Source organism: Streptomyces sp. NPDC107521, assembly GCF_055598485.1.
In genome coordinates this window covers 262,752-275,510 of sequence record NZ_JBVKAT010000002.1, presented here as the reverse complement: position 1 = coordinate 275,510, position 12,759 = coordinate 262,752, and the positions used below count along the sequence as shown (strand labels likewise).

Sequence of the window (12,759 nt, the reverse complement as noted above, 5' to 3'; positions counted from 1 at the left end):
CGGCGGGGCGGCCCCGGCGGCGCGGCGGACGGCGCGGGGAGCCTGGACGGCGCCCCGGAGAAGCGGGGCGCGGCGGGGGCGGTGGGGCGCGGTGGGGCCGACGACCTGGCGCTGACGGGGGGTGGGCCGGGCGCCCGGTGGGTAGGGTGCCGTGACATGGAGCACGAGGTGTTCGTTCCGGTTCCGGCCGAGCGGCTCAGGGACGCGCTGGCCGACCCCCTACGGGTCGCGCGGGCGGTCCCGGGGCTCCAGCAGGACGCCGGCGCCGAGCCCGTCGCGGGACGGCTGAAGGTGCGGGTCGGCGGCCGCTCCATCACCTACCGGGGCTCCCTGCGGGTCTTCGCGCGGGGCGACGGCGCGTACGCCGCGGAGGGCGGGGCCACCGAGTCGCGCGGCAGCGGCACCGTCGGCCTCGCCCTCACCCTGCGCGTCCGGGACGCCGACGGGGGCAGCGTGCTCACCGTCGGCGGCACGGCGACGGCGGACGGACGCGTCACGGAACTCCCCGCCGACGCGGTGGCCTCGGCCGTGACCCGGCTCCTGGAACGCTTCGCGGCGAACCTGGGCAGGGGGGCGGCCGGGGACGCGGACACGGCACGGGGCGCGTCCGGCGGGAAAGCGGTAGGGGGCGGCTCCGGGGCCGCCGGGCAGGGGGCGTCCGGGGGACCGGCGCCCACCGGGGCGGAATCCGGCGAGCCGGACGGCCCGGGTGCCGGGGATGCCGCCGCCGGCTCGGACGCCGACTCCGGGTCCCGTCCCGCCACCGACGGTGGGACCGGATCGCCCACGGGCGACACCCCCGCCGCCCGGACCGGGGACGGTTCCGGGAACGGCCCGGAGGCCGACTCGGGGGACGGCCCGGAGACCGATTCCGGGGCTTCCTCCGAGGGCTCCGGCCCCGATGCCGAGCCCACCCCCGACTCGGACTCCGATTCCGATTCCGACTCCACCGGGCGGCCCTCCGTCTTCGACACCGAGGTGCCCCCGTCCTCCCCCGGCCGCGGGGGCGCCGGCACGTCCGGGGCCCCCGGTACTCCGGACGCCCCCGTCCCGCCCGCCGAGGCCGCGCACGCCCGGCGGACGATGATCGGCCGCAGCGCCGAGGAGGTCGACCACGCGCCGCCCCGGGGCCGCTACGCGCCCGTCCCCGCCCCCGAGGCGACCGGTGCCGCGAGTCCCCTGCGCTGGGCGGCCCCGGCGGCCGCGCTCGCCGTGGTCTCGGCGGTCGTGGTCGGCCGGGCGCTGCGCAAGCGCCGCTGAGCCGGTCCGCGCACACCGCGGCGGCACCGTCGCGCCCCCGGCGGCGAACCGGCTCCGGGGCCCGCACGGAGCCCCCGGGCGGGACGGCTTCACCGGACCCCGGTCCACTCCGCCCCGTTCCCGCCCGCCCCGGCAGGCCCCCGGCAGCGACGGGCATCCGTGCGGCGGCCGGGGGCGCCCTGATCACCCCAGTAGGGTCGGGGCGTGAGCAACGAACCCATCACGCTGACCGCGGGCGACGCGGAGGTGACCGTGCTGCCGGGCGACGGCGGCCGGATCGGCGGGCTCCGCGTCGGCGGCACCGAACTGCTCCGCCAGGGCGAGCGCTACGGCTGCTTCCCGATGGCCCCCTGGTGCGGCCGGATCCGCGAGGGCCGTTTCCAGGACGGCGCCGTGGTCCACCGGATGCCGCTGAACGCCCCGCCGCACGCCATCCACGGCACCGCCCGCGACGGCGCCTGGCGCACCGCCCGCGTCACCGCCGACGAGGCCGTCCTCACCCACGACCTCACCGACCCCTGGCCGTACACCGGCCGGGTCACCCAGGTGATCGCCCTGGACCGGGACTCCCTGACGCTGACCATGTCCGTGGAGACGTACGAGTCCTCGTTCCCCGCGCAGCTCGGCTGGCACCCCTGGTTCCGCCGCGCCCTGGACGGCGCGGACGTGCGGCTCTCCTTCGACCCGGCGTGGCAGGAGGAGCGCGGCCCCGACCACCTGCCCACCGGCAGGCGCGTCGAGCCCGGGCCGGGTCCCTGGGACGACTGCTTCGGCATGCCCGACGGCGTCGACGTGACCCTGACCTGGCCCGGCCGGCTGGAGCTGCGGGTGACCAGTCCCGAGCGGTGGGCCGTCGTCTACGACGAGCAGGAGGCCGCCGTCTGCGTGGAGCCGCAGACCGGGCCGCCCAACGGGCTGAACACCCTTCCGCGCCTGGTCACACCGCTGGAGCCGCTGGAGGCCGCGACGACCTGGCGCTGGCGGCGGCTCTAAGCTGGCCACCATGACAGACGTTCGCGGCGCACTGCTGCAGCAGATCAAGGACAAGGCCGTGGTGCACGGCAGGGTGACCCTCTCCTCGGGCCTGGAAGCCGACTACTACGTCGACCTGCGCCGCATCACCCTCGACGGAGAGGCCGCCCCGCTGGTCGGCCAGGTGCTCCTCGACCTGACCGCCGACCTGGACTTCGACGCCGTCGGCGGGCTGACGCTGGGCGCCGACCCGGTCGCCGGGAGCATGCTGCACGCCGCCGCCGCGCGGGGCCGCCGGCTGGACGCCTTCGTGGTCCGCAAGACCGCCAAGACGCACGGCATGCAGCGCCGGGTCGAGGGTCCCGGGATCAAGGGCCGCCGGGTGGTCGTCGTCGAGGACACCTCCACCACCGGCGGCTCGCCGCTCACCGCCGTCGAGGCCGTGCGCGAGGCCGGTGCCGAGGTCGTCGCCGTCGTCACGATCGTCGACCGGGCGACGGGCGCCGCCGAGAAGATCGAGCGGGGCGCCGGGGTGCCCTACCGGTACGCGTTCGGCAAGGACGAGCTGGGGCTGGACTGACGCCCCGTGCCCGCATCCGGCGGGCGTCCGTGGACGCCCGCTCGGAGTATCCCCCTCCGTCTGGGAGGATGGGGCCGACGATGACGTCGCACCCAAGGTTCAGGTCAGGGCCGTAAAGAAACGTACCGAGTCGCGTCGACTCAGGTGTACGTGCCCACCCGCACATACAAGGAGCGGACACATGCCCATCGCAACTCCCGAGGTCTACAACGAGATGCTGGACCGGGCGAAGGCCGGCAGGTTCGCCTACCCGGCCATCAACGTGACCTCCTCCCAGACGCTCCACGCGGCGCTGCGCGGCTTCGCCGAGGCGGAGAGCGACGGCATCGTCCAGATCTCCACCGGCGGCGCCGAGTTCCTGGGCGGCCAGCACAACAAGGACATGGTGACCGGCGCCGTCGCGCTGGCCGAGTTCGCGCACATCGTCGCCGCGAAGTACGACGTCACCATCGCCCTGCACACCGACCACTGCCCGAAGGACAAGCTCGACGGGTACGTGCGCCCGCTGCTGGCCGTCTCCGAGGAGCGGGTGAAGGCCGGCCGCGACCCGCTGTTCCAGTCCCACATGTGGGACGGCTCGGCGGAGACGCTGACCGACAACCTGGCCCTCGCCCAGGAGCTGCTGGAGCGCGCCCGCGCCGCGAAGATCATCCTTGAGGTCGAGATCACCCCGACCGGCGGCGAGGAGGACGGCGTCTCGCACGAGATCAACGACTCGCTGTACACCACGGTCGACGACGCGGTCCGCACCGTCGAGGCGCTCGGTCTCGGCGAGAAGGGCCGCTACCTGCTGGCCGCCTCCTTCGGCAACGTGCACGGCGTGTACAAGCCGGGCAACGTGGTGCTCCGCCCCGAGCTGCTCAAGGAGCTGAACGAGGGCGTCGCCGCGAAGTACGGCCGCCCGGCCGGCAGCAAGCCGTTCGACTTCGTCTTCCACGGCGGCTCCGGCTCCTCCGCGGAGGAGATCGCGACGGCGCTGGAGAACGGCGTGGTCAAGATGAACATCGACACCGACACCCAGTACGCCTTCACGCGTCCGGTCGTCGGCCACGTGTTCACCAACTACGACGGCGTCCTGAAGGTCGACGGCGAGGTCGGCGACAAGAAGACCTACGACCCGCGCACCTGGGGCAAGCTGGCCGAGGCGGGCATGGCGGCCCGCGTCGTCGAGGCCTGCGGCCACCTGCGCTCGGCGGGCACCCGGATCAAGTAGTCCGCGCACCGCACGGGGCCCGGCACCGCACCGCGCGGCGCCGGGCCCCGTCGCGTCCCGGGCGGGACCGCGTGCCCGGCGCGCCGCCGGATGGCGCAGACTGGGCCCCATGGCCATTCACGAGAACCTCCTCGGGGGACCGCCCCCGACCCTCCTGCCCGACGACCCCGGCCCGCGCGAGCTGCTGGCCTCCGGCACCGACGCCGCCGAGGTCGCGGCGCAGTACCCCACCTCCTCGCTGGCCTGGGCCCGGCTCGCCGACGAGGCGTTCGAGCGGGGCGCCGCCGTCGAGTCGTACGCCTACGCCCGCACCGGCTACCACCGCGGCCTGGACTCCCTGCGCCGCAGCGGCTGGAAGGGGCACGGCCCGGTGCCGTGGGAGCACGAGCCGAACCGCGGCTTCCTGCGCGCCCTGCACGCACTCGCGCGCGCCGCGCGGGCGATCGGGGAGACCGAGGAGCACGAGCGCTGCGCCGGATTCCTGCGCGACTCCTCGGCCGAGGCGGCCGACGTCCTGGGCTGAGGCGCGCACCGCGGGGCCCGCGGGGAGCGGGCCTTGCGGTTTCCTGCGAGGATTGCCGAGTATGCCGGTGGGGACCGGGGCCCCGTGCCGGTAACGGCAGGGCGGACCGCTACCCGAAAGCACGCAGGAGACAGCGATGTCCCACGAGGCCCCGAACCTCGACTTCGAGGGCAGCACGCCGTACGAGGACTACGTCAAGGCGGACGTGCTCACCCATCTCCAGCACACCCTCTCCGACGATCCCGGGGAGATGGTCTTCCTGGTCACGACCCAGGTCATGGAGCTGTGGTTCACCGTCATCGTCCACGAGTGGGAGACCGCGGCCCGCGCCCTGCGCGAGGACCGGGTGGACGGGGCGACGGACGCGCTGAGGCGCTCGGCGCACGAGCTGGAGGCGCTGAACGCCTCCTGGAAGCCGCTCGCGCGGCTCACCCCGGCGCAGTTCAACTCCTACCGCGGGGCCCTCGGCGAGGGGTCCGGCTTCCAGTCGGCCATGTACCGCCGGATGGAGTTCCTGCTCGGCGACAAGTCCGCGTCCATGCTCGTCCCGCACCGGGGCTCGCCCCGCGTCCACGACGAGCTGGAGAAGGCGCTGCACCAGCCGGGCCTGTACGACGAGGTGGTCCGCCACCTCGCCCGGCAGGGCCACGCGATCCCGGACGCCGTGCTGTCCCGCGACGTCACCCGCAGGTACGAGCCGTCGCCCGAGGTGGAGGCGGCCTGGACGGAGATCTACGCCGGTGACGCCGGGGCCGACGCGGCCCGGCTGGGCGAGGCCCTGACCGACGTGGCCGAACTGGTCTGGCGGTGGCGCAACGACCATCTGGTCGCCACCCGCCGCGCGATGGGCTCCAAGACCGGCACCGGCGGCTCCGCCGGGGTCTCCTGGCTGGAGAAGCGGGCCCGCAACCAGGTGTTCCCCGAGCTGTGGACGGCGAGGTCCCATGTCTGAGCTGCTGAGCGAGGCGGAGGCGCGGGACGCCGCCGACGGGCTCGCCGGGCTGCGCGACCGCTTCGTGCTGGACGGCGCGGTCTATCTGGACGGCAACTCCCTGGGCGCCCTGCCCGCGCATGTCCCCGCCCGGATGGAGGACGTGATCCGCCGCCAGTGGGGCGGACTGCGCATCCGCTCCTGGACGGAGGGCGGCTGGTGGACCGCGCCCGAGCGGGTCGGCGACCGGATCGCCCCGCTGGTCGGCGCGGCGGCCGGGCAGACCGTGGTGGGCGACTCCACCAGCGTGAACGTCTTCAAGGCGCTGGTCGCCGCCGTGCGCATGGCCCGGGAGGACGGGGGCGGCCGGGACGAGATCCTCGTCGACGCCACCACCTTCCCCACCGACGGCTACATCGCCGCCTCGGCGGCCCGGCTGACGGACTGCCGGCTGCGGCCGGTCGCCCCGGCCGAGGTGCCGTCGGCGCTGGGCGGGCGCACCGCCGCGGTGCTGCTCAACCACGTCGACTACCGCACCGGGCGGCTGCACGACCTGCCCGCGCTCACGGCCGCCGCGCACGCCGCGGGGGCGTACACCGTGTGGGACCTGTGCCACAGCGCGGGCGCCCTGCCGGTGGGGCTGGACGCGCACGGAGTGGACCTGGCGGTCGGCTGCACCTACAAGTACCTGAACGGCGGGCCCGGTTCGCCCGCCTTCCTGTACGTCCGCCGGGACCTCCAGGACCGCTTCGACTCCCCGCTGCCCGGCTGGAACTCGCACGCCGAGCCGTTCGGGATGCGGCCCGGGTACGAGCCCGCGGAGGGCGCCCTGCGCGGCCGGGTCGGCACGCCGGACATCCTCTCGCTGCTCGCCCTGGAGGCGGCGCTGGAGGTGTGGGACGGGGTGTCCGTGGCGGCGGTGCGGGCCAAGTCCCTCGCCCTGACGGACTTCTTCCTGCGCTGCGTCGGGGAGTACGTGCCCGCGGGGCGGGTCGAGTCCGTCACCCCCGGGGCGCACGCCGAGCGCGGCAGCCAGGTGGCGCTGCGCTGCCCGTCGGACGCGGGCGGCGTGATGCGGCGGCTGATCGGGCGCGGCGTGGTGGGGGACCACCGCGCGCCCGACATCCTCCGCTTCGGCTTCACCCCGCTGTACGTGGGCTTCGCGGACGCGGAGCGGGCCGCGCGGGTGCTGGCGGAGGTGGTGGAGGTGGCGGACTGAGCGGCGCGGGGCCGCGTCCGCCGGGGCGGTGAGCCGCGGCGCGGGGCGTACCCGGCGGGGGCGGGCCGCGCCTACCCGGCGGGGGCGGGCCGCGCCGCCGGGTACGCGCGCCGGGCGGCTCACGGGGCCGTGCCGGGCGGCTCACCGTGCCGCGCGGTGCGGCGCGTTCGCCGCGGGCGGGTGCCCGGTCCGCCGTCGGAGCGGGCGGCGCCGGAGCGGGGGACGCCGCCGCTCCGGGTGCGGCGCCCCGCGCTCGTCCCGAGTCCCTGACGCCCGTCCGTCCCGAGTCCGCCGAGCCCCCCGCGCGGCCCGCGTCCGGGTCCGTCCGGCGCCTGTCCTGCTCGGGGGCCGGGGCGGCGGGCTCAGGCCCGCGTGGGGCGGCGGACCCGGCGCGGGGCCGTGGCGCGGGGACCGTGGCGCGGGGGTGTGCCCGCCCTCGTGCGGAGGGCGGTCCGGGGCGTTCCGGCCACCCCTCACCCTGCGTGACATCCGTGTGTTCGCGCACGTCATCGGCCTGATACCGTCCCGCCATCGGCCGAGTCCCCCACCACGGTCCGTCAACACCGTTCCCCCGCTGAGAGGTTGACCATGCCGGACGCCGCAGAACCGGGTACCGCCGCCGCGCGGGACGCCGCGGAGGAGAGGGCAGCCCTCTCCCGCCCGCCCGTCGACCCCGACCTCACCTGCGCGTACGGCGGTCATCCGGACCAGGTGATCGACCTCTACGCGCCGCGCGGCACGGTCGGCGCGGGCGGTCCGGCGCCCGTGGTGGCGGTGCTGCACGGCGGCGCGTGGCGGGCCCCGTACGACCGGCGGCACGTCAGCCCCTTCGCCGGGTTCCTGGCCGGCCGGGGCTTCGCCGTGGCCAGCGTCGAGTACCGGCGCGGCGCGGAGGGGGCGGCGGGCGGCGGCCCGGTCGCCGGACGCTGGCCCGACACCTTCGACGACGTCGCCGCCGCCCTGGACGCCCTGCCCGCGCTGGTCCGGGAGCACCTGCCCGCGGCCGATCCGCGCCGCACGGTGCTCACCGGGCACTCGGCGGGCGCCCACCTGGCCCTCTGGGCCGCCGCCCGGCACGTACTGCCCGCCGACGCGCCCTGGCGCACCGACCGCCCGGCGCCCCTGCGCGGGGTGGTGGCACTGGCCCCGATCGCGGACTTCGAGGTCGCCTCCAAGCTCGGCGTGTGCGGTGGAGCGGTGCGCCAACTGCTGGGCGGGGAGGCACTGTTCGAGCAGCGGAGGCCCTGTGCCGACCCCGCGCTGCTGCTGCCCACCGGCATCGCGACCACCCTCGTCCAGGGCCGGGCCGACGTGGTCGTGCCGCAGGCGGTGGCGGAGGCGTACGCCGACGCCGCGGCGCGGGCCGGCGAGGTGGTGGGCGTGACCCTGCTGGAGGACGTGGGCCACTTCCCGCTGATCGACCCGGCGGCGGACGCCTGCGCGGTGGTGGCCGAGGAGATCGCCCAACTCGCCTGGTGACACAGGCCGTCGGGGCTCCGGCGAAGCGGCCCCGTACCCCCCGTAGTACCTGAGAGCTACGCGGCGGGTGAGTCCCCCGGCGGGACGCCGGTTACCCCGCCCGCTCCCTAACGTCCCTTCCACGGGGCCCGGTCGGCGGGTCCCCGGGAGGGGGCGGTCATGGGACGGGGCGGCGCGGCGCGGTGGCGGCGACGGTGGCCGGGGGTGCGGCGCGGCGCGTCGGCCGTGCTGATCGCCGGTGCCCTGGTGGTGCCGCTGTCCGCCGCCGCGCGGCCCGGGGTGCCCGCCCCGGCCCCGGCCGCGCCCGCCGCCCCGACGGCGGCCACCCTGGAGCGGACCTACGCCGCGCACCGGGCCAACGCCGCCGAGGCGTCCCGGATGGCGGCCGGACACGGCGACCGCCGCCGCGCGGCGGCGGACCGGGCGCTGGCCGCGCCCTCCCGGCACCTGCTCGCCTTCGACGGCCGGGGCGCGGGGCTGGTCACGGAGGTGCTCGGCGACCTGGCCCGCGCCGACCGCGTCGCCGTCCTGGTCCCCGGCGCCGACACCGGCCTCGACAGCTACGGCCGGTTCCGCGCCGCCGCCCTCGCCCTGCACCGGCGACTGGCCGCCGACGCCCCCGACGGGGTCCGCACGGCGGTGGTGGCCTGGCTCGGCTACGCCACCCCCGGCACGGTCAGCGCCGCCGTCGTCACCACCGGCCGCGCCGACGAGGCCGCCCCCGCGCTGCGCGCCCTCGTCGGCACCCTGCGCGGGGTGACCCGGCCCGGCACCCCGATCGCGCTGCTCTGCCACTCCTACGGCTCGGTCGTCTGCGGCCGGGCCGCACCCGGCCTGGACGTCGGCGACATCGTCCTCGTCGGCAGCCCCGGCACCGGCGCGGACACCGCCGCCGGGCTGGGCGGGCGGGCCCGCATCTGGGCGGCCCGGAGCGGCGGCGACTGGACGCGGCACGTGCCGCACACCCGTGCCGCCCTGTTCGGCGCCACCGTCGGCTTCGGCGCCGACCCGGTCTCCCCGGGGTTCGGCGCCCGGGTCTTCGACGCGGGCCACGGCGGCCACGGCGACTACTTCGCCCCCGGCTCCCGCTCCCTCGCCAACCTCGCCCGCATCACCCTCGGCACGTTCCCGGAGGCCCCCGATGCCTGACACCCGCCGTCCGACCCGTTTCACCCGCCCGTCCCCCGCTTCCGCTTCCGCGTCCGTGCCCGGGTGCGCGGCGCCCGGCGGGGGAGCGGGCGCCGCCGTCCCCCGGTCCGGCCCCGTGGCGCGTGCCGTCGGCGGGGTGCGGGGCCGGGTGGGGCGGGCCGCCGGGCGGATCGGCGCCGCCACGCCCCCCTCCCGGGACCGGGCCGTGGACGCGTTGCGGGCCTGCGCCGTGCTCGGGGTCGTCCTCGGCCACTGGCTGGTGACCGCGCTGGTCGCCGACGGCGGGGACCTCCGTACGGCCAGTCCGCTGGGGTCCATGCCATGGCTCTCCCCGGTCTCCTGGACCTTCCAGACCCTCGCCGTCTTCTTCCTGGTCGGCGGCCATGTCGCCACCCGCGGGTACGCGGCGGCACGGGCCCGGGGCACCGGCTACGGGCGGTGGCTGCGGGCCCGGCTGGCGCGGCTGTTCCGCCCGGCCGGGGTGCTGCTCGCGCTGTGGACGGCGGTGGCCGCGGCGCTGCTGCTGAGCGGCGCCGCGTATCCGACGGTCCGCACGCTGGTGAAGCTGGCGCTCTCCCCCCTGTGGTTCCTGCTGGTCTTCGCGGCGCTCACGGCGGCGACCCCGCTGCTGGCCCGGCTGCACCCGCTGTGGCCGCTGGCCGTCGTCCTCCACGTCGATCTGGTGCGCTTCGGGCTCGGAGGTCCCGAGGGGCTCGGCTGGATCAACCTCGCCGCGGGCTGGCTGGTGCCGTACACCCTGGGCGCCGCCTGGACCCGGGGGGAGCTGGAGCGGCGCTCCACCGGTCTGCTGCTGCTGGGCGGCGGCGCCGCGGCGACCGCGGGGCTGGTGGCCTGGGCGGGCTACCCGGCGGCCATGGTCGGGGTGCCGGGCGCCGCCGTCTCCAACCTGAACCCGCCGACGCTCGCCGCCGTCACCTTCGGCCTCGCCCAGTGCGGACTGGCGCTGCTGCTGCGCGAGCGGCTGGGCCGGGCGATGCGCCGCCCCGTGGCCTGGGCGGCGGTGGCGCTGCTCAACCTGTCCGCGATGACGGTCTTCCTGTGGCACCAGACGGCCCTGATGGCGACCACCGTCACCGGGCTCCCCGCGGGCCCCCTGCCCGGACTGCACACCCCGCCCGACGGCCCCGGCTGGATCGCCGCCCGGCTGCTCTGGCTGCCGGTGTTCGCGCTGGTCCTGGCCGTCTGCGGGAGCGCCTTCCGCCGTGCCGGGCACGGCCCCGGCCGCCGCGCGCCGCGCCCCGGCCCGGGGCGCTCCGGGCGGGCGGCCCGCGACGAGACGGCCCTTAGGGTGGCGGCGTGAGGGGATGGGGAAGTACGCGGGCCCGCGCGTGGGCCGGGCGCCGGCTGCGGATGCTGCGCGACGACCTGGGGACGGTGCGGACGGACCCGCTGCCGCCGTCCGTCTGGCTGCGCTGGGTCCCGCACGGCGTCGTCTGCCTGGCCGCCCTGGGGGTGCTCATCGGCGACACGGCCCAGCTCAGGGAGCACGGCGGGCTGGACGGCGGCACCGCCGCCCTGTTCGCCCTCGCCGAGGCCGGCGCCATGGTGCTGGCGCTGCGGCGGCCGGTCCCGGCGTGGTGGCTGTCGCTCGGGTCGATGGCACTGGCGGCCTGGCTGGTCAGGGGCGGCACGGAGGCCGGCGGCACCCTCTTCACCTGGCCCTGGACGGCCGCCGGGCTGATCGCGCACCTCTTCGTGCTGCTGCTGCTCTCGCTGCGGGTGCCCGCCCGGGCGGCCCTGGAGGCGCTGGCGCTGACGGTGCTGGTCACCTGGTTCTACACGGGGGTGCTGGCCACCGGCGCCTACCAGCCGACCGGGGCGCTGTCCGTCGCCCTGTCCGCGGTCGTCGTCGTCCTCGCCACCGCGCTGCGCGGGCGCCGCGAGGCCCGTTCGGCGCTCGCCCGGCAGACCACGCTCACCGCGGAGGAGCGCGCGCGGCGCACCCTGCTGGAGGAGCGCAGCCGGATCGCGCGCGAGCTGCACGACGTGGTCGCCCACCACATGTCGGTGATCTCCATCCAGGCCCAGGTCGCCCCCCATCTGGTGACGGACCCGCCCGAGGAGCTGCGGGAGAACCTGGAGGGCATCCGGCGCAACGCGGTGGAGGCGCTCACCGAACTGCGCCGGGTCCTCGGTGTCCTGCGCTCGGAGGAGACCGGCGCCGCCGGGGACCCGCTCGCGTCCGCGCCGGGCGGGGGAGGGCGGGGGACCACGGCGGACACCGCCGGGCCCCATGCCCCGCAGCCCACCCTGGACCGGCTCGACGCCCTGCTGGAGAATGTCCGGGCGGCCGGGCTGGACGTCACCTCCACCACCGCCGGGGAGCGCCGCCCGCTGCCGCCGGGGGTGGAGCTGTCGGCGTACCGGATCGTGCAGGAGGCGCTGAGCAACACCCTGCGGCACGCGCCCGGCGCCACCGCCCGGCTGCACCTCGCGTACCGCCGGGACGGGCTGGAGGTGGAGGTGGCCAACACCCGTGCCGCGCGGCGGCCGGCCCCGACTCCGGGGGCGGGGCACGGGCTGCTGGGCATGCGGGAGCGGGTGGCGATGCTGGGGGGCCGGATGACGGCCGGCCCGAGGGATGACGGAGGCTACGGGGTGACGGTGTTCCTGCCGGGCACCGGGGCGTACGAGGGGGAAGCGTGAGCATCCGGGTACTGATCGCGGACGACCAGCAGATGGTCCGGCAGGGCTTCACCGTGCTGCTCGGCGCCGAGGACGGCATCGAGGTCGTCGGCCAGGCGGTGGACGGGCTGGAGGCGGTCGGCCTGGCCGGGCGGCTCTCGCCGGACGTCGTCCTGATGGACATCCGCATGCCCGGCATGGACGGCATCGAGGCGACCCGCCGGATCACCGCCGCCGCCCCCGGGACCGGGGTGCTGGTGCTGACCACCTTCGACCTCGACGAGTACGTCTACGAGGCGCTGCGCGCGGGCGCCTCCGGGTTCCTGCTGAAGGACGCGTCGGCGGCGCAACTGGCGGAGGCGGTGCGGGTGGTGGCGGCCGGTGACGCGCTGCTGGCGCCCGCCGTCACCCGGCGGCTGATCGCCGAGTTCGCCCGGCTGGACGGCGGCCCCGGGGCCCCGCCGACGCGGCGGGTGGGGGAGCTGACGGAGCGGGAGACGGAGGTGCTGGTGCTGATCGCCCGGGGGCTGTCCAACGCGGAGATCGCCGGGCGGCTGGTGGTCGCCGAGCAGACGGTGAAGACGCACGTGGGCCGCATCCTGGTGAAGCTGGGGCTGCGGGACCGCACCCAGGCGGCCGTCTTCGCGTACGAGTCGGGAGTGGTGCGCCCGGCGGGCCCCTGACCGGCACCGGCGGGCACCCCGGGCGGGAGGTCCGGCGGGCGCCCCGGGCAAGTGGCCCGGCGGGCGCCCTGGACACGTGGTCCGATGGGCGCCGCCGCCGGCTC

12 protein-coding genes are annotated in these 12,759 nt (G+C 77.2%); all 12 read left to right on the top strand.

Annotated elements, in window-relative coordinates:
* Nucleotides 1–156 precede the first annotated feature (156 nt).
* Nucleotides 157–1,260: an SRPBCC family protein gene (locus tag ACZ7LB_RS04345; RefSeq protein ID WP_471465318.1), complete on the top strand. Its 1,104-nt coding sequence runs from the start codon at nucleotides 157–159 to the stop codon at nucleotides 1,258–1,260.
* Nucleotides 1,261–1,464: 204 nt separating this feature from the next.
* The gene (locus ACZ7LB_RS04340; protein WP_471465317.1) at nucleotides 1,465–2,253 is read left to right on the top strand and encodes an aldose epimerase family protein; all 789 of its coding nucleotides are present in this window, start codon (nucleotides 1,465–1,467) and stop codon (nucleotides 2,251–2,253) included.
* Between the two features lie 10 nt (nucleotides 2,254–2,263).
* Complete coding sequence (pyrE, locus tag ACZ7LB_RS04335) at nucleotides 2,264–2,812, top strand: orotate phosphoribosyltransferase (RefSeq protein ID WP_471465316.1); 549 nt, start codon at nucleotides 2,264–2,266, stop codon at nucleotides 2,810–2,812.
* A gap of 181 nt (nucleotides 2,813–2,993) precedes the next feature.
* Nucleotides 2,994–4,025 carry a class II fructose-bisphosphate aldolase gene (fbaA, locus tag ACZ7LB_RS04330; RefSeq protein WP_161229519.1) on the top strand — a complete coding sequence of 344 codons (1,032 nt, stop codon included), beginning with the start codon at nucleotides 2,994–2,996 and terminating at the stop codon, nucleotides 4,023–4,025.
* Between the two features lie 109 nt (nucleotides 4,026–4,134).
* Nucleotides 4,135–4,548, top strand: a complete 414-nt coding sequence (locus ACZ7LB_RS04325) for a DUF3151 domain-containing protein (protein ID WP_471465315.1) — start codon at nucleotides 4,135–4,137, stop codon at nucleotides 4,546–4,548.
* Between the two features lie 136 nt (nucleotides 4,549–4,684).
* Nucleotides 4,685–5,500: a tryptophan 2,3-dioxygenase family protein gene (locus ACZ7LB_RS04320; RefSeq protein ID WP_471465314.1), complete on the top strand. Its 816-nt coding sequence runs from the start codon at nucleotides 4,685–4,687 to the stop codon at nucleotides 5,498–5,500.
* Entirely contained in the window at nucleotides 5,493–6,698 is a 1,206-nt protein-coding gene (gene kynU, locus ACZ7LB_RS04315; RefSeq protein WP_471465313.1) for a kynureninase, read from the top strand. Before ACZ7LB_RS04320 ends, kynU begins: the two co-directional genes overlap by 8 nt.
* A 588-nt stretch (nucleotides 6,699–7,286) precedes the next feature.
* Nucleotides 7,287–8,177 (top strand): alpha/beta hydrolase, encoded by an 891-nt coding sequence (locus ACZ7LB_RS04310; protein ID WP_471465312.1) that lies wholly within the window; start codon nucleotides 7,287–7,289, stop codon nucleotides 8,175–8,177.
* A gap of 159 nt (nucleotides 8,178–8,336) precedes the next feature.
* The gene (locus ACZ7LB_RS04305) at nucleotides 8,337–9,326 is read left to right on the top strand and encodes an alpha/beta hydrolase (RefSeq protein ID WP_471465311.1); all 990 of its coding nucleotides are present in this window, start codon (nucleotides 8,337–8,339) and stop codon (nucleotides 9,324–9,326) included.
* 115 nt (nucleotides 9,327–9,441) lie between these two features.
* Entirely contained in the window at nucleotides 9,442–10,647 is a 1,206-nt protein-coding gene (locus ACZ7LB_RS04300) for an acyltransferase family protein (protein ID WP_471465310.1), read from the top strand.
* Between the two features lie 50 nt (nucleotides 10,648–10,697).
* Nucleotides 10,698–11,993: a sensor histidine kinase gene (locus ACZ7LB_RS04295; protein ID WP_471465599.1), complete on the top strand. Its 1,296-nt coding sequence runs from the start codon at nucleotides 10,698–10,700 to the stop codon at nucleotides 11,991–11,993.
* The gene (locus ACZ7LB_RS04290; protein ID WP_471465309.1) at nucleotides 11,990–12,655 is read left to right on the top strand and encodes a response regulator; all 666 of its coding nucleotides are present in this window, start codon (nucleotides 11,990–11,992) and stop codon (nucleotides 12,653–12,655) included. Before ACZ7LB_RS04295 ends, ACZ7LB_RS04290 begins: the two co-directional genes overlap by 4 nt.
* Nucleotides 12,656–12,759 lie beyond the last annotated feature (104 nt).

What these genes read in the sequence shown, in the direction of transcription:
- ACZ7LB_RS04325 (WP_471465315.1), top strand. Translation starts at nt 4,135, where the DNA reads ATGGCCATTCACGAGAACCTCCTCGGGGGACCGCCCCCGACCCTCCTG.
- ACZ7LB_RS04310 (WP_471465312.1), top strand. Translation starts at nt 7,287, where the DNA reads ATGCCGGACGCCGCAGAACCGGGTACCGCCGCCGCGCGGGACGCCGCG.
- ACZ7LB_RS04345 (WP_471465318.1), top strand. Translation starts at nt 157, where the DNA reads ATGGAGCACGAGGTGTTCGTTCCGGTTCCGGCCGAGCGGCTCAGGGAC.
- kynU (WP_471465313.1), top strand. Translation starts at nt 5,493, where the DNA reads ATGTCTGAGCTGCTGAGCGAGGCGGAGGCGCGGGACGCCGCCGACGGG.
- ACZ7LB_RS04305 (WP_471465311.1), top strand. Translation starts at nt 8,337, where the DNA reads ATGGGACGGGGCGGCGCGGCGCGGTGGCGGCGACGGTGGCCGGGGGTG.
- ACZ7LB_RS04295 (WP_471465599.1), top strand. Translation starts at nt 10,698, where the DNA reads ATGCTGCGCGACGACCTGGGGACGGTGCGGACGGACCCGCTGCCGCCG.
- ACZ7LB_RS04320 (WP_471465314.1), top strand. Translation starts at nt 4,685, where the DNA reads ATGTCCCACGAGGCCCCGAACCTCGACTTCGAGGGCAGCACGCCGTAC.
- pyrE (WP_471465316.1), top strand. Translation starts at nt 2,264, where the DNA reads ATGACAGACGTTCGCGGCGCACTGCTGCAGCAGATCAAGGACAAGGCC.
- fbaA (WP_161229519.1), top strand. Translation starts at nt 2,994, where the DNA reads ATGCCCATCGCAACTCCCGAGGTCTACAACGAGATGCTGGACCGGGCG.